This window comes from Rahnella selenatireducens (assembly GCF_046449555.1).
Lineage (GTDB): Bacteria > Pseudomonadota > Gammaproteobacteria > Enterobacterales > Enterobacteriaceae > Rahnella > Rahnella selenatireducens.
Window position 1 is genome coordinate 214,428 of record NZ_JBKEZJ010000004.1, and the last position, 16,081, is coordinate 230,508.

At 53.3% G+C, this 16,081-nt stretch carries 13 protein-coding genes; 9 read left to right on the forward strand and 4 right to left on the reverse strand.

What is annotated here, in order from left to right; translation table 11 throughout:
* Position 1: 1 nt before the first annotated feature.
* The 3 genes from deoB to yjjJ all read left to right on the forward strand — a co-directional run bounded on the left by deoB (position 2) and on the right by yjjJ (position 3,548).
* Positions 2–1,225, forward strand: a complete 1,224-nt coding sequence (deoB, locus tag ACLBVC_RS08770; RefSeq protein ID WP_410149286.1) for a phosphopentomutase — start codon at positions 2–4, stop codon at positions 1,223–1,225.
* 83 nt (positions 1,226–1,308) lie between these two features.
* Entirely contained in the window at positions 1,309–2,028 is a 720-nt protein-coding gene (gene deoD / locus ACLBVC_RS08775; protein WP_101075083.1) for a purine-nucleoside phosphorylase, read from the forward strand.
* Positions 2,029–2,201: 173 nt separating this feature from the next.
* Positions 2,202–3,548: a type II toxin-antitoxin system HipA family toxin YjjJ gene (yjjJ, locus tag ACLBVC_RS08780; RefSeq protein WP_410149287.1), complete on the forward strand. Its 1,347-nt coding sequence runs from the start codon at positions 2,202–2,204 to the stop codon at positions 3,546–3,548.
* A gap of 1 nt (position 3,549) precedes the next feature.
* Here the strand turns inward: yjjJ and ACLBVC_RS08785 are convergent, their stop codons facing one another.
* Positions 3,550–4,338, reverse strand: coding sequence for a YtjB family periplasmic protein (locus ACLBVC_RS08785; protein WP_152325203.1), 789 nt, complete (start codon positions 4,336–4,338; stop codon positions 3,550–3,552).
* 150 nt (positions 4,339–4,488) lie between these two features.
* Between ACLBVC_RS08785 and serB the strand changes: the two genes are divergently transcribed.
* The 5 genes from serB to ACLBVC_RS08810 all read left to right on the forward strand — a co-directional run bounded on the left by serB (position 4,489) and on the right by ACLBVC_RS08810 (position 11,188).
* Positions 4,489–5,454: a phosphoserine phosphatase gene (gene serB / locus ACLBVC_RS08790; RefSeq protein ID WP_410149288.1), complete on the forward strand. Its 966-nt coding sequence runs from the start codon at positions 4,489–4,491 to the stop codon at positions 5,452–5,454.
* 155 nt (positions 5,455–5,609) lie between these two features.
* Positions 5,610–6,992, forward strand: coding sequence for a DNA repair protein RadA (gene radA / locus ACLBVC_RS08795; protein WP_101075087.1), 1,383 nt, complete (start codon positions 5,610–5,612; stop codon positions 6,990–6,992).
* 85 nt (positions 6,993–7,077) lie between these two features.
* Positions 7,078–8,337 carry a multifunctional transcriptional regulator/nicotinamide-nucleotide adenylyltransferase/ribosylnicotinamide kinase NadR gene (nadR, locus tag ACLBVC_RS08800; RefSeq protein WP_410149289.1) on the forward strand — a complete coding sequence of 420 codons (1,260 nt, stop codon included), beginning with the start codon at positions 7,078–7,080 and terminating at the stop codon, positions 8,335–8,337.
* Between the two features lie 389 nt (positions 8,338–8,726).
* Positions 8,727–10,313 carry a DUF3300 domain-containing protein gene (locus tag ACLBVC_RS08805; protein WP_410149290.1) on the forward strand — a complete coding sequence of 529 codons (1,587 nt, stop codon included), beginning with the start codon at positions 8,727–8,729 and terminating at the stop codon, positions 10,311–10,313.
* Positions 10,314–10,330: 17 nt separating this feature from the next.
* Positions 10,331–11,188, forward strand: a complete 858-nt coding sequence (locus tag ACLBVC_RS08810) for a DUF2950 domain-containing protein (protein WP_410149291.1) — start codon at positions 10,331–10,333, stop codon at positions 11,186–11,188.
* Between the two features lie 68 nt (positions 11,189–11,256).
* On the opposite strand, the gene ACLBVC_RS08815 is transcribed toward ACLBVC_RS08810, so the two are convergent.
* Positions 11,257–12,258, reverse strand: a complete 1,002-nt coding sequence (locus ACLBVC_RS08815; RefSeq protein WP_410149292.1) for a zinc-binding alcohol dehydrogenase family protein — start codon at positions 12,256–12,258, stop codon at positions 11,257–11,259.
* Between the two features lie 99 nt (positions 12,259–12,357).
* Between ACLBVC_RS08815 and ACLBVC_RS08820 the strand changes: the two genes are divergently transcribed.
* A complete protein-coding gene (locus ACLBVC_RS08820; protein ID WP_410149293.1) occupies positions 12,358–13,269 on the forward strand; it encodes a LysR family transcriptional regulator in 912 nt (303 codons plus the stop codon).
* A 61-nt stretch (positions 13,270–13,330) separates the two neighbouring features.
* Here the strand turns inward: ACLBVC_RS08820 and ettA are convergent, their stop codons facing one another.
* Together ettA and rcsA are read right to left on the reverse strand one after the other, a co-directional pair.
* Positions 13,331–14,998 (reverse strand): energy-dependent translational throttle protein EttA, encoded by a 1,668-nt coding sequence (gene ettA / locus ACLBVC_RS08825; RefSeq protein WP_410149294.1) that lies wholly within the window; start codon positions 14,996–14,998, stop codon positions 13,331–13,333.
* Between the two features lie 218 nt (positions 14,999–15,216).
* Positions 15,217–15,915, reverse strand: a complete 699-nt coding sequence (rcsA, locus tag ACLBVC_RS08830; protein WP_410149295.1) for a transcriptional regulator RcsA — start codon at positions 15,913–15,915, stop codon at positions 15,217–15,219.
* Between the last annotated feature and the right edge of the window lie 166 nt (positions 15,916–16,081).

Here is a 16,081-nt window from a genome sequence, read left to right on the forward strand (position 1 = left end):
AATGAAACGTACATTTATCATGGTGTTAGACTCATTCGGTATCGGTGCCAGTGAAGATGCCGAGCGCTTTGGCGATGCCGGTTCTGACACGCTGGGCCATATCGCTGCTGCCTGCGCGCGTGGCGAAGCCGACAAAGGCCGCAAAGGGCCGCTGAATCTGCCGAACCTGACCCGTCTTGGGCTGGCGAAAGCCGCTGAAGAATCCACCGGCAAAATCCCGGATGGCATGGACGGTAATTCTGAAATTACCGGCGCTTATGCTTACGCGAGCGAACTTTCCTCCGGTAAAGACACGCCGTCAGGCCACTGGGAAATCGCCGGTGTGCCTGTGTTGTTCGACTGGGGTTATTTCAGCGACACCACCAACAGCTTCCCGCAGGAATTGCTGGATAAACTGGTGAAACGCGCCAACCTGCCAGGTTATCTCGGTAACTGCCACTCTTCCGGTACTGTCGTGCTGGACGATTTAGGCGAAGAACACATGAAAACCGGCAAGCCGATTTTCTACACCTCTGCGGACTCCGTTTTCCAGATTGCCTGCCACGAAGAAACTTTCGGGCTTGAACGCCTGTACGAACTGTGCGAAATCGCCCGTGAAGAACTGACTGAAGGCGGCTACAACATTGGCCGTGTTATCGCGCGTCCGTTTATCGGCGACAAAGCCGGCCACTTCGAACGTACCGGTAACCGTCATGATTTAGCGGTAGAACCACCTGCACCGACTATCCTGAAAAAACTGGTCGATGAGAAAAACGGCCACGTGGTTTCCGTCGGTAAAATCGCGGATATCTATGCGCAGGTCGGTATCACCAAAAAAGTGAAAGCCACCGGGCTGGACGCGCTGTTTGACGCGACCATCAAAGAGATGAAAGAAGCGGGCGATAAAACCATTGTCTTCACCAACTTTGTTGATTTCGACTCTTCTTACGGGCACCGCCGTGATGTTCCAGGTTATGCCGCTGCGCTTGAGCTGTTCGACCGCCGCCTGCCGGAACTGCTGGAACTGGTAAAAGAAGACGACATCATCATCTTCACCGCTGACCACGGTTGCGACCCGACATGGCGCGGCACAGACCATACCCGTGAGCACATTCCGGTGTTAATCTATGGCCCGAAAGTAAAACCGGGCTCGCTGGGCCACCGCGAAACCTTCGCGGACATCGGGCAGACGGTTGCGAAATACTTCGATCTCACGCCGATGGATTACGGTAAACCTATGCTGTAACGATTAGAATGCGCGGCCAGTAAAGCTTACTGGCCGCGTTTTTATTATGAACATGACACCTCGCAGAATTAAGGAATAAGAAGATGGCAACTCCACACATTAATGCTGAAATGGGCGACTTCGCTGACGTAGTGCTGATGCCGGGCGATCCGCTGCGTGCCAAGCACATCGCAGAAACTTTCCTTCAGGACGTTAAGCAGGTGAATGACGTGCGTGGGATGCTGGGCTTCACCGGTACTTACAAAGGCCGTAAAATCTCCGTCATGGGCCACGGCATGGGCATTCCTTCCTGCTCAATTTATGCCAAAGAGCTGATCACTGAATTCGGCGTCAAAAAAATCATCCGTGTGGGTTCCTGCGGTGCAGTGCGCGAAGATATCAAACTGCGCGACATCGTTATTGGTATGGGTGCCTGCACCGATTCCAAAGTTAACCGCATGCGTTTTAAAGATCACGATTACGCGGCTATCGCAGACTATGACATGGTGCGTAACGCGGCAGATGCAGCGAAAGCCAAAGGCATCAACGCGCGCGTCGGTAACATTTTCTCCGCTGACCTGTTCTACACGCCAGACCCGCAAATGTTCGACGTAATGGAAAAATACGGCATTCTGGGTGTAGAAATGGAAGCCGCCGGTATCTACGGCGTGGCAGCTGAATTCGGCGCAAAAGCGCTGACCATCTGTACTGTTTCCGACCATATCCGTACTCACGAACAAACCACCGCCGCTGAACGTCAGACGACTTTCAACGACATGATCGAAATCGCTCTGGAATCCGTACTGCTGGGCGACAAAGAATAAATTCTGCTGATTTTGCAGAAGTGAAAACGGGCGCCAAAAGGCGCCCGTTTTGCTATGCGTTTTTGTGACATATTTTGATGGTTTAAATTTATATCCTTAGGATATATAGCTTTATATTAATTTGTTATCTATGCTATTAGCTATGCATTTACCTATTCATCGCTGAGTCAATCATGCCAGATCTTGTGGATTTACTTCGTCAGGGCAGCCTGACGGCGAAAGAGATCACAGAACAGTTTCAAATCAATCAGTCAACGCTTTCAAGGCGACTGACTAAAATCCCTGAGATCGTGAAAATCGGGCGAAGCCGCTCGACTCGCTATATATTGCCGCGCCCGCTGGATAACCAGTGGCGCTTTCCGCTATATCAGATTAATGAAGCCGGAAATGCAGAAAAGATGGGCACACTTTATTCCATCTGGCCAGGTGAAAGCTGTGCGGTAGAAACTGCCAGCGGCCAAAGCCTGATTTACGATGGTCTGCCGTGGTTTCTTACAGATATGCGTCCGCAAGGTTTTTTGGGGCGTGCCTGGGGGCGTGATATTAATGCCGCGCTGCATTTCCCTGATGACATCAAAAAGTGGACGGAATCGCAGACGCTGGTCGCTCTGGCGAGAGCGGGTGACAAAAACGTCGGTAATTTTATTGTTGGCGATATGGCCTATCAGAAATGGTTCCAGAAACACGAAGAAATCCCCGTTCCTGAGATAGATAAAATTCAGGTCTATGAGCGGCTGGCACGCAGAAGTCTCGCCGGAGAAGAAATCGGTTCATCGGCGGGCGGTGAGCAGCCAAAATTTAGCTGTTACGCAGAACAGGCAGATTGCAGTGCCTCTCAGGTTTTAGTGAAATTTTCGCCTCCGGCAGAGAATGAAAACGCCCAACGCTGGGGAGATCTGTTGCGCGCAGAAGCTCACGCATTGTGGGTATTAAATGATGCGGGCATTGAGGCGGCGGTTGCGGAAATTTTTACAGGCGGCTGTCAGGAGGTTTTCCTTCAGGTCGGGCGTTTTGACCGGGTGGGGGAGCGCGGTCGTCGCGGTTTGGTTTCACTGGAAGCCGTTGCTGCTGAATTTGGCGGGGGAAATGGAAACTGGTTTTTGACCGCCCAGCAGTTACGCCGGAACAAGATTATTACTGCACAAACGCTGGATAAAATTGAGCAGATTTATGCCTTCGGCAAACTGATTGCCAACAGTGATATGCACCAGGGAAATCTGTCGTTCATCGATCCGGTCATTGATCCCTTAAAACAGGCGCTTTCGATATCGCCGGTTTATGACATGTTACCGATGGCCTTTGCACCGACCAATGCGGGCGTGATGCGGCGCGAAACCATGACGCTGAATCTCGATCCGCTCGTATCTAAAGAGAAGTGGTTGGATGCGCAAGCCTGGGCGCTGACATTCTGGGAAAACGTGGCAGACGATATCGCGATAAGTACTGAATTCCGCCAGCTGGCCAGCGGAATGCGGGCTCAGGTGGCGGCGCTAACGGCGCAGATTCAGCGGCTGGCCTGAATCATTTAGGCCGGCTGCGTTTAAGACTGCGGTAAGCGGCCTGAGCGGCTTCTTTGGTTTGTGCTTCTGTTGCCGGTTTTGCCTCGGCAACTTCGGCTTCCGGTTCAGGAATATTTAGCACCGGCGGCGGGCCGAATTCGTCCGTTTCCTCTTCCTGCTCGTCGTCTTCTTTCACCGGTTTACTGGCGGTCAGCAGGAACGGCGATTGCTGCCAGCGCGAACGGCGGCCCTGCAACAACGTACGTGCCAGAATGATCCCGACACCCAATGCTGCAAGCATCATCAGACGCAGCAGATTGGTGGTGTTATCGACCTGCTTGGATTCCGTTGCCAGAACATGCGTATCGAGCGTGATGCGTAAAAATCCGCTCGGACCATTTTTATCTTCTATCGGTACCACAATCTGGTGATTGAAGTAGCTGCCTGCGCGTTTGCCATCAAGCGATAGCCGGTCGCGAACCGGCACCTGCTCGCCCGCATGGGCTACCAGAGAGCCGTCTGATTCATAAACGCTGGCATCAAGAATGCGACTGCCATCGGTAAGCTGACTCAAAATAGTGGAAATTTGCGCGATATCAGCGCCATCATTGTCGCTGTCCATCAGCGGCGCGAGGGAAAATGCCACCTGCTTCGCGAGTGTTTGGGCAAGTTGCTCCACCTGAGTGGAACGTGCCAGTTGATGTCCCAGGCTGAAATAGGATGCGCCTTGCATCAGAATGACTAATAACGCCAGGCTTATCAGTACGATAGCGGCGCGATGCAGGCGAAATTTGAGTTTGGCCTTGGCCATTCTGTTTCCTTGCGATTTTCGATGACTTTAATGTTGCCAGAAGCGGTGACGATAGGGTAGCTTGATGCCTCGTTTTACCCGGCGTTACCTCTGCCTTTTCACTCGTTTTACGAACCGTCGTTTATAACAAAACAATCTACCGGAGCCATCATGCCAAACAGTCTGACCTATTGCGATCTTCCTGCGGAGATCCACCAATGGCCGGGACTTCCCCTTTCACTGAGCGGTGACGAAGTGATGCCGCTCGATTACCGGGCGGGACACACCGGATGGCTGCTCTATGGTAGAAAACTGGATAAAACGAGCATTACGCTTTTCCAGCGCCGCTTAGGCCGTGCTCTGGTGATTGTCAGTGCATGGGCAGTAGAAGGTTATCAGGTTGTTCGTCTGGCGGGTTCACTGACCTCCGACGCACAAGTTCTTGCCGAATCTTTTGAATTCGATGTCGCCCAGTTGGGTAAAGTGCCTTACCTGCGAACGCCTGGCCTGCTGGTTATGGACATGGATTCTACCGCGATTGAGATTGAATGCATCGACGAAATTGCCAAACTGGCGGGCGTCGGTGTGCAGGTTGCCGAAGTCACCGAACGTGCGATGCGAGGCGAGCTGGATTTTTCCGCCAGCCTGCGCCAGCGCGTTGCGACGCTCAAAGATGCCGATGCCGGGATCCTTGAGCAGGTGCGCCAGACATTACCGCTGATGCCGGGCCTGACCGTGATGGTTCAGCGCTTGCAGGAAGCGGGCTGGCACGTGGCGATTGCGTCCGGGGGGTTCACGTATTACGCCGAATATCTGCGTGATCAACTGAATCTGGTCGACGTGGCGGCGAATGAGCTGGAAGTCCGCGACGGTAAGCTGACCGGACGCGTGATCGGGCCGATTGTCGATGCCCAATACAAAGCGGATTCGCTGCTTAAACTGGCGGAAAAACTGGGCATTTCTCAGGAACAAACTATCGCAATCGGCGATGGCGCCAATGATCTCAAAATGATGGCCGTTGCCGGGATGGGCATTGCTTATCACGCGAAACCGAAAGTGTATGAACAGGCTGCCGTTTGCATCCGTCATGCCGATTTACTCGGTGTTTTATGCATCCTGAGCGGTAGTCAGGCTTAATACCCGTCATACTTCAGATTGCCTCAGTGTTGGCTACGTTCGCTCACCCGAATCACTTACCTGTGTAAGCTCATCGGGATTCGTTCTCTTGCCGCCTTGGTGCAACCCGAATTGTTTGAGGTATCAATTACTATTAATGTTCAAAGAGGTAAGTTGTGGCGAAAGCAGCAAAACGTGCATTTGTGTGTAATGAATGTGGCGCAGATTATCCGCGCTGGCAGGGGCAGTGCAGTGCGTGTCAGGCCTGGAACAGCATTACTGAAATCCGTTTAGCGGCTTCCCCAACTGTGGCGCGTAACGAGCGACTGACCGGTTACGCGGGTGATGCAGGCGTCAGCCGTGTACAAAAACTCTCTGATATCAGCCTCGATGAACTTCCGCGTTTCAGCACCGGTTTCAAGGAATTCGACCGCGTGCTGGGCGGCGGCGTGGTGCCCGGCAGTGCGATTCTTATCGGCGGTAATCCGGGCGCAGGCAAAAGTACGTTGTTGCTGCAAATTTTGTGTCACCTCAGCGAAAACATGAAAACCCTGTATGTCACCGGGGAAGAATCACTGCAACAGGTGGCGATGCGCGCACACCGTCTGGGTTTACCGACGTCGAACATGAACATGTTGTCGGAAACCAGCATCGAACAAATCTGCGAAATCGCCGACAAAGAACAGCCGAAACTGATGGTGATCGACTCCATTCAGGTGATGCATATGGCGGACATTCAGTCATCGCCGGGCACGGTCGCACAGGTGCGCGAAACTGCCGCCTATCTCACCCGTTTTGCGAAAACGCGCGGTGTGGCGATTGTTATGGTCGGCCACGTCACCAAAGACGGATCGCTGGCCGGGCCGAAAGTGCTCGAACACTGCATCGACTGTTCCGTTCTGCTCGACGGTGATGCCGATTCCCGTTTCCGTACTTTACGTAGTCATAAAAACCGCTTCGGTGCCGTGAATGAACTGGGCGTATTCGCCATGACCGAACAGGGCCTGCGCGAAGTCAGTAATCCGTCGGCCATTTTCCTGAGCCGTGGCGATGAAATTACGTCAGGCAGTTCGGTGATGGTGCTGTGGGAAGGGACGCGGCCCTTGCTGGTCGAAGTACAGGCGCTGGTGGATCACTCGATGATGGGCAATCCACGTCGCGTAGCCGTCGGGCTTGAGCAAAACCGGCTGGCGATCCTGCTGGCGGTTTTGCACCGTCACGGCGGTTTGCAGATGGCGGATCAGGACGTGTTCGTTAACGTTGTGGGCGGCGTGAAAGTGACGGAAACTAGCGCCGATCTCGCGCTGTTGCTGTCCCTGGTATCCAGCCTGCGCGATCGCCCGTTACCACAAGACTTGGTGGTGTTTGGCGAAGTGGGATTGGCAGGGGAAATCCGCCCGGTACCCAGCGGTCAGGAACGTATCACCGAAGCGGCAAAGCACGGATTTAAGCGTGCTATTGTGCCGCACGCCAATGTGCCAAAAAAAGCCCCTGCCGGAATGCAGGTGTTTGGTGTCAAAAAACTGGCTGATGCGCTGGCAATCCTCGACGATTTGTAACGGTTGCCTGGTGTCAATTAAGCCTGCCTTTGTGCTATTTTGGGTTTAGCTATTTTGTTTAGTACAGCAAACCTGGGGACAAGGCATGTCACAGTTCGACTATCTAAAAACCGCGATAAAACAACAGGGACGCACGCTGCAACAGGTGGCCGAGGCCAGCGGGATGACCAAGGGTTATCTCAGCCAGTTGTTGAATGCAAAGATAAAAAGCCCCAGCGCTCAAAAGCTGGAGGCGCTGCATCGCTTCCTTGATCTTGAGTTTCCCCGCCGCGAAAAGAATATCGGCGTGGTGTTTGGTAAGTTTTATCCGCTGCACACCGGCCATATTTATCTGATTCAGCGCGCCTGTAGTCAGGTCGATGAACTCCATATCATCATGGGCTATGACGAGCCCCGCGACCGCGAGTTATTCGAAAACAGCTCGATGTCCCAGCAGCCGACGGTCAGTGACCGTCTGCGCTGGTTATTGCAGACGTTCAAATACCAGAAAAACATCCGTATCCATGCCTTCAATGAAGAAGGGATGGAGCCGTATCCGCACGGCTGGGATGTCTGGGGACGCGGCATTAAAGAGTTCATGAGCCAGAAAGGTATTGAGCCGAATACCATTTATTCCAGCGAAGAAGGTGACGCGCCGCAGTACCGCGAACATCTCGGGATTGAAACCGTGCTGATCGACCCGAAACGCTCCTTTATGAATATCAGCGGCCGCCAGATACGTCAGGATCCTTTCCGCTACTGGGATTATATTCCGACGGAAGTGAAGCCGTTCTTCGTGCGCACCGTGGCGATTCTGGGCGGCGAATCCAGCGGGAAATCGACGCTGGTCAATAAATTAGCCAACATTTTCAACACCACCAGCGCCTGGGAATATGGTCGTGATTACGTCTTCTCCCATCTCGGTGGTGATGAAATGGCGCTGCAATATTCCGACTACGATAAAATCGCACTCGGTCAGGCGCAGTACATTGATTTTGCGGTAAAATATGCCAATAAAGTCGCGTTTATTGATACCGATTTTCTGACGACGCAGGCATTTTGTAAAAAGTACGAAGGGCGCGAGCATCCCTTCGTTCAGGCGCTGATGGACGAATACAAATTCGATCTGGTGATTTTGCTGGAAAATAACACGCCGTGGGTGGCGGATGGCCTGCGCAGTCTGGGCAGTACGACCGACCGCATGTCATTCCAGAACCTGCTTATCGATATGCTGGAACAGAACAATGTGGATTATGTTCACGTTGAATCTTCAGATTACGATCAGCGTTTTCTCGAGTGCGTGGATTTGGTGAAAAATATGCTGGCTGCCGATACCAGCCGGTTGAACGCTCCCAACGTGAACTGACCGTTTTTCACGAAAAACTCAGGCGCCTGTTTTACGCAACAGGCGCTTTTTTTATGCCTGCTATTTTTACCCTTCAACGGCCAGATCCTTATTAATTATTCTTGGCGTGAATGATTTTCATTTTTGTATTTTATATAATTATTAATGAATTCATCTGATTGCATGATTTACGCTTTTTAATTAATTCAGCTTGTAACAGCCTTAATTAAAAAATGTAATAGTATCAATATTTTAAACGGTTCAGTGTTAACCGGGTTTTTATTACGCATTTTATGCGTAAATCTCATTTGCGAAATAAAAATAGAGTGGCGTCCGTTGAGTTTTATTTGTCCGATTATACTCATTCATTGTGCCTCTCATTCCGGCTGAGGCTTTTTAAGGTGATCCGAATGAATTTGTCATTCAAACCCTGGGGTATCGCAGTCGTGTGCAGCGCAGGGGCTTTTGCTCTTGCGAGCGTGATATTTATGCAAGGCTGGTTTCCGGTGCGCAGTCAGGCCGAAACCACCGTTCAGACCGCACCGCCTGCAACGCCCGCACCCGTTGCGGCACCTGTTGTTGCCGTTCCTCCACCTGTCACACCCGTTACACCTCCAGCTTTTACACAAGCTCAGCTCGATCAGTGGGTTGCGCCCGTGGCGCTTTATCCTGACAGCCTGCTTTCTCAGGTTCTGATGGCATCCACGTATCCGACCAACGTCATTCAGGCCGTACAATGGTCGCGCGATCATCCGCAAAGTCAGGGGGATCCTGCGGTGAAAGCCGTGGCGAATGAACCCTGGGATCCGAGTGTGAAATCTCTGGTGGCGTTTCCGCAATTGCTGGCGCTGATGGGCGAGGATCCGGCATGGGTACAAAATCTGGGGGACGCATTTCTGGCACAGCCCGGTGACGTGATGGACACCGTGCAGAAATTCCGTCAGGTCGCGCAAAAGAGCGGAGCGCTGAAAAGTACGCCGCAGCAGAAAGTGATGGTGAAACCGGTGGCGCAGAGCAGCCACACAACCGTCGTTAATGCACAGCCCGCGCAGCAGACCATTATTATTGAATCCGCCGACCCGCAGGTGGTTTACGTGCCGAGCTATAACCCGAACGTGGTTTATGGCGCATGGCCGACACCGGCTTACCCGCCGGTTTATCTGCCGCCGCCGCCGGGTCAGCAGTTTGTGAACGGCGTGGCGTCCGGCATCGGTTTTGGCGTTGGTGTCGCGGCAACCTACGCGATTTTCGGCAATATCGACTGGGACGATGATCATCATCACGACGATTACGACCACCATGACGATCATCATGACGACGGGCACCACGGCGGTTCATCTAATAATTACGTCAACGTAAACGTCAATAATTACAACCGGATATCCGGAAATAACAACAACGTGGTAAACCATTCAGGCTCTGCCGCTACGCAAGGCTGGCAGCATAATCCGGCCTTCAATGCAGGTGTTCCCAATAGCAGAGCAAACCTGGGCGGCGCGACGCAAAATCAGGCGCTGAATAATGTGGCGCAGCGTAATAATTATCGGGGTTTTGACGGCAACCCTGGCGTACAAAATAACCTGAGCGGGCAGACGCTGGATCAGCGACGTCAGCAGGCCGCTTCTGTGATGAATAACCATCAGGGAAACTTGTCAGGTGCAACGCATTCCGCGCCGGGCGTGGGTTCTGCAAACCGCACCGCCGGGAATTGGGAGAATCATCAGGCATCCGGTCGTCAGTTGTCGCAGCAGCATCAGGCGCTTAACAGGCAACAGAATGGCAATCAGAATGCCCTGCGCGGCGGAAATCAGCAGCAAAGGCAGAATTTCCATCAGGCGAGTAATATGCCGCGCAGCACGGCATTCAGCGGGAATTCGAGCCGTGCGCCGTCATGGCAACAACAGCAGGCGCGCGGAAATCAGAGCCGCCGGCAGATGCAAAACTTCCAGCACGCACGTCCGGCGAACGCGGAACCGGTTCATTTCCACCGCCGCTAGGCTTACGAGGAAACGTCATGAAGACATTACGTAACATTGTGATTTGCACCAGCCTGTTTGCCCTGCCTTTGACGGGGTTTGCGCAGCAGGCATTTTCCCGCCCGGAGTTGGCGGCGCAGGCGCTGGTAAATGCAACGCAGACGCATGATGATAAGGCGCTGGGGAAAATTCTCGGCAGCGACTGGCAGGTTTATCTGCCGAAAAAAGATGTCGACCCTGATGAAGTGGCGCGCTTTCTGCGTGACTGGACTGTCAGCCACAAAATTGCCGAACAGGGCGATATTGCGCATCTGAACGTCGGGCAAGAAAACTGGCAACTGCCGATCCCGATGAAACGCACGGCGCAAGGCTGGGAGTTTGATATGGTGGCGGGCGCGGCGGAAATTGAAACCCGCACCATTGGTCGTAACGAACTGTCGGCCATGCAGGCAGTTTCGGCTTACGCAGACGCACAACATGAATATCAGCTCGGCGCAGGGCAATTTGCTCAGAAGATTATCAGCACTGACGGGCAGCACGACGGACTGTACTGGCCGGTTAAAGAGGGTGACGCACCAAGCCCGCTCGGGCCTGCTTTCGGTCAGGATCAGCCCGGCACCGATTATCACGGCTACTACTATCGCATTCTCACCGCGCAGGGCGGGAACGCCAGCGGCGGGGCGCACAGTTACATCGAAAACGGAAAAATGACCCAGGGATTTGCGCTTATCGCGTGGCCGGTCTCTTACGGGCATACCGGTATCACCAGTTTTATGATTAACCAGCAAGGCGATGTGTATCAGCAGGATTTAGGAACCGACACCGATGCTGTGGCGCGGGCGCTGACGACGTTTGATCCGGATGCGAAGTGGCAAAAGGTTGACGACGGCGAATAGCCACAATGCAGGACAAAAAAAGAACCCCGCCATGAAAATCGCGGGGTTTTTACTTTTTACAAAAGGGATCAGAAGGCGACGACGACTTTGCCCTGCATGTGACCGTCCAGCACTTTCGTATGAGCCGCTTCGATGCTTTCTACGGTCAGGCCGAGCAGGGTTTCGCTCAGCGTGGTGGTAACTTTGCCTTCATCCACCAGTGCGGCGACTTGTTTCAGGATTTCGCCCTGCTGCGCGATATCCGGCGTAGTGAACATGCTGCGGGTGTACATCAGTTCCCAGTGCAGCGCGGCGCTTTTCAGCTTCAGCTTGTTCATATCCAGCGGATGTTCGTTCTCAACGATCGTACAGATGTGGCCCATTGGCGCAATCAGATCGGTAATCGCGTCCCAGTGACCGTCGGTGTCATTCAGGCACAGGATGAAATCCACCTGTTTGATGTCGTGTTTCGCCAGCTCACCTTTAAGATCTTTGTAGCTCACAGTCAGATCGGCACCGCGGTCAAGGCACCATTGTGCGGATTCCGGGCGGGAAGCGGTCGCAATGACTTTCACTTTGCTTTGCAGTGCAGCAAACGGGATCGCCAGCGAACCGACACCACCGGCACCACCGATAATCAGCAGCGTTTTGTCGTCCGAAGCCTCCTGAATTTTCAGGTGTTCGAACAGAGCTTCCCAGGCCGTCAGCGTGGTCAGCGGCATTGCGGCGGCCTGCGCCCAGTTCAGGGATTTCGGTTTCACGGAAACAATGCGTGAGTCGATGAGCTGCTCGGAAGCGTTACTGCCGGAACGGGTGATGTCACCGGCGTACCAGACTTCGTCGCCCGCTTTGAAGTTTTTCACCGCGCTGCCCACGGCTTTCACAATTCCGCTGGCATCCCAGCCCAGAATTTTCGGTGCGTCCAGGCCGCTTTTCTGCACGCCTTTGTGCACTTTGGTGTCGACCGGGTTAATCGAAACGGCTTTCACTTCCACCAGCAGGTCATTTTCGCCTGGTACAGGTTGTGGCAGTTCGATGGCGATAAAACGTGATGGTTCTTTTGGATTGACGGCAATCGCTTTAACAGACATAAAAATTCCTCCATTGGGTATTCAGAGAGTCTAGTCCTCTGGCGGCAGCCTGATAAGATGGACAATAACTAACAAAGTGTTCGGCTAAGGTGAACAATCGTGTTTAAACAATTGCAGGATATGGCGCTGTTTGCTCTGGTCGCGGAATGCGGCAGTTTTACACAGGCGGCCAGCCGCGCTGGTTTGCCGAAATCCAGCGTCAGCCAGCGGATAAGCCAGCTGGAAAAATCCGTTGGCCTGCGGTTACTGAACCGCACCACGCGCCAGCTCAATCTGACGTTTGCCGGGGAACGCTATCTGATCCACTGTCAGGAAATGATGCAGGCCAGCGAGCGGGCGGAACTGGCGATCCGCCGCTTGCGCGATGACCCGAGCGGACGTTTGCGCATCACCAGCCCGGCGGGGCTGGGTGCCACGTTACTGGCGCGGGTAAACGTCGAGTTTCAGAAGCGATATCCTGACGTTTCGCTGGAAGTGTCGGTGTCTGACGCGCTGGTGGATCTGGTACAGGAAGGTTTTGATATCGCGCTGCGCACCGGCAAGCCCCAGGATTCCTCACTGATTGGCCGCGAACTGGGCCACAGCCCGCGCTATCTTCTGGCTTCGCCTGATTATCTGGCGCAGCATCCGCTGATCGAATCGCCTCAGCAATTAGCCTCGCATCACTGCATTGCGCACCGGGCTTGGTCGGAATGGGTGCTGCATCGCGGCGAAACGTATCATCGCTGGCTGCTGCCTTCAGCGCATACCACCGACAATCTGCTGTATGCGCGGGAATGCGTGCTGGCGGGCGCGGGCATCACGTTGTTACCGGCGTTTTTGTGTCATGACGAAGTGGCCGCCGGTACGCTGGTTAGGGTATTGCCGGAGTGGGAAGCGGAAGGTAACGATCTGTATCTGGTGTACCCGGGGCGGAAACTGAATTCTCCGGCACTGGCCTGTTTTATTGATTTTATGCTGGAAGAATATGGCTTTGCAAAGAATTACAGTGAAGCGCTGGCAGGGGAATAAGGGGCAAATCTGCTCATAAAAAAAGGCCCGTTTCCGGGCCTCCGTTCGTTCAAAAAGACGATTACTTGATCATCTTTTTGTACTTGATGCGCTTCGGCTCTAACGCTTCGGCACCTAAAGTACGTTTTTTGTATTCTTCGTATTCGGTAAAGTTACCTTCGAAGAATTCAACTTTACCTTCATCCTGATAATCGAGGATGTGGGTCGCGATACGGTCGAGGAACCAGCGGTCATGGGAAATGACCATGGCGCAGCCCGGGAATTCCAACAAGGCGTTTTCCAGTGCGCGCAGGGTTTCGATGTCGAGGTCATTGGTCGGTTCATCGAGCAGCAGCATGTTACCGCCAACCTGCAGCAGTTTTGCCAGATGCAGACGACCGCGCTCACCACCGGACAACTCACCGACGCGTTTGCCCTGATCAACCCCTTTGAAGTTGAAACGGCCCACGTACGCGCGGCTTGGCATTTCGGTAGTGCCGATACGCATGATGTCCTGACCACCGGACACTTCTTCCCACACGGTTTTGCTGTTATCCATTGAGTCACGGAACTGATCAACGGACGCCAGTTTCACGGTATCGCCCAGCTCAATCGTGCCGCCGTTCGCTTCTTCCTGACCGGACATCATGCGGAACAACGTGGATTTACCGGCACCGTTCGGGCCGATAATGCCGACGATAGCGCCTTTAGGCACCGAGAAGGACAAGTCGTCAATCAGAACGCGATCGCCGTAAGATTTGCTCAGGTTCTTCACTTCAACGACTTTGTCGCCCAGGCGTGGACCCGGTGGAATGAACAGTTCGTTGGTTTCGTTACGTTTCTGGTATTCGGTATTGTTCAGCTCTTCGAAGCGTGCCAGACGGGCCTTGCCTTTAGACTGACGGCCTTTAGCGCCCTGACGAACCCATTCCAGCTCTTTCTCAATAGATTTACGGCGGGCCGCTTCGGAAGAAGCTTCCTGCGCCAGACGTTCATCTTTTTGTTCCAGCCAGGTGGAATAGTTACCTTCCCACGGAATACCTTCGCCGCGGTCAAGCTCAAGGATCCAACCGGCGACGTTATCGAGGAAGTAACGGTCGTGGGTAATCGCCACAACGGTTCCTTCGAAATCGTGCAGGAAGCGTTCCAGCCAGGCTACAGATTCAGCATCCAGGTGGTTGGTCGGTTCGTCGAGCAGCAGCATGTCGGGTTTTTCGAGCAGCAGGCGACATAGCGCCACACGGCGACGTTCACCACCGGACAGGTTAGCCACTTTCGCATCCCAGTCTGGCAGGCGCAGCGCATCGGCGGCACGTTCCAGCTGGCTGTTCAGGTTGTGCCCGTCGTGAGCCTGAATGATTTCTTCCAGCTTGCCCTGTTCAGCGGCCAGTTTGTCGAAATTCGCTTCCGGCTCGGCGTACAGCGCATAAACTTCATCAAGGCGTTTGAGTGCGCCAACCACTTCAGAAACGGCTTCTTCCACGGATTCACGCACGGTGTGTTCCAGGTTCAGCTGTGGTTCCTGCGGCAGATAACCGATTTTCAGATCAGGCTGCGGGCGTGCTTCGCCTTCGATATCGGTGTCGATACCGGCCATGATGCGCAGAAGGGTAGATTTACCTGAACCGTTCAGACCCAGAACACCAATTTTGGCACCGGGGAAGAAACTCAGGGAGATGTTCTTAAGAATATGACGCTTCGGCGGAACAACTTTGCCGAGGCGGTGCATGGAATATACGTATTGAGCCACGTTGTTTTGAGCCTCTTTCTCTGCGGGCCGCACGTACAGGCCGGAACAGTATCACTGACCCGGCAGGCGCTGCGGCGAATTAAAGTCAGCCCCGCCTGACTGCGGCATGACTGATAAGGGTTCCGACCGGGAAGTTTAGCGTGTTTCACTCGTGTTCCCAACCATCAGGTTCACAGTAAGGGAAGAATGTTGCTGGCCGGATGCAGAGAAGTTACCGGTCAGCCAAAAGGAACGGTGAATTCATCTGGTTCGCCGGTGAGGCGGATAGGTTGGGTTCTGCCGACAAACATGCCGGTAGTCAAAATATCTGTGAGCTTAACAACATGATAAATAGCCTGTTTATTCTGTGTTTTGACTTTGCGCTTAATGTTGCCTTTGTGGGACGCCACCGTTTTCTGCTTGATGTTCAGATTTTGGGAAATGTTTTGCGTGTTAAGGCCCGACATCCACATTTTCAGAATGCTCGACTCGGTACGGCTCAGGCTGACCGGCGTGAGATCCAGCGGTTGCTCCGTTTCAACTTCTGGCTCGGCTTCTGTGAAACGTGACAGTTGCAGATTATGCGCGATCAGCTGGTAAATCGTGGTGGTGCGAATCGACTTTGAAATGATAATGATGTTTTTCCGGATCGGCACATAGTTCTGATAATTCAGGTTTTCTTTAGAAATAAAAACAAAGAACAGCGTACCGGGATGCGCGTTGATCACTTCCCTTAACGCGTGACCGGAATGTGCATCACTGACGAAGCAGTCTTCGTTTACAAAGATGATTTCAGGCCTCAGGGAATTGCATGCGGCTTGCAGTTCGTTGATGTCCTTAAGCGAAAGAATGTCTTTCGGGTGTTGTCCGTTAAGTTGCAAGAGTGAATGCAATGCCAGCTGCGTGTAAAAGCACTTATCTACAATGAGCGATGACATCGTAAGTTACCTATTTTTTGGCTCTATGTTTTTCTGCAGGCGCAGAGAGCTCGTTTTTATAAAGGCGGCCGGTTTTTCAACGCAACCGTATTGCGATAGGGCGTATCCCCGGGAAATTGCCTGACGGCGGCAAAATATGACTTTGCTGTGTGACGGGAGAACCCTT

Coding starts and splice junctions, on each gene's coding strand:
- deoB (WP_410149286.1), top strand. CDS start 2: ATGAAACGTACATTTATCATGGTGTTAGACTCATTCGGTATCGGTGCC.
- deoD (WP_101075083.1), top strand. CDS start 1,309: ATGGCAACTCCACACATTAATGCTGAAATGGGCGACTTCGCTGACGTA.
- yjjJ (WP_410149287.1), top strand. CDS start 2,202: ATGCCAGATCTTGTGGATTTACTTCGTCAGGGCAGCCTGACGGCGAAA.
- ACLBVC_RS08785 (WP_152325203.1), bottom strand. CDS start 4,338: ATGGCCAAGGCCAAACTCAAATTTCGCCTGCATCGCGCCGCTATCGTA.
- serB (WP_410149288.1), top strand. CDS start 4,489: ATGCCAAACAGTCTGACCTATTGCGATCTTCCTGCGGAGATCCACCAA.
- nadR (WP_410149289.1), top strand. CDS start 7,078: ATGTCACAGTTCGACTATCTAAAAACCGCGATAAAACAACAGGGACGC.
- ACLBVC_RS08805 (WP_410149290.1), top strand. CDS start 8,727: ATGAATTTGTCATTCAAACCCTGGGGTATCGCAGTCGTGTGCAGCGCA.
- ACLBVC_RS08810 (WP_410149291.1), top strand. CDS start 10,331: ATGAAGACATTACGTAACATTGTGATTTGCACCAGCCTGTTTGCCCTG.
- ACLBVC_RS08815 (WP_410149292.1), bottom strand. CDS start 12,258: ATGTCTGTTAAAGCGATTGCCGTCAATCCAAAAGAACCATCACGTTTT.
- rcsA (WP_410149295.1), bottom strand. CDS start 15,915: ATGTCATCGCTCATTGTAGATAAGTGCTTTTACACGCAGCTGGCATTG.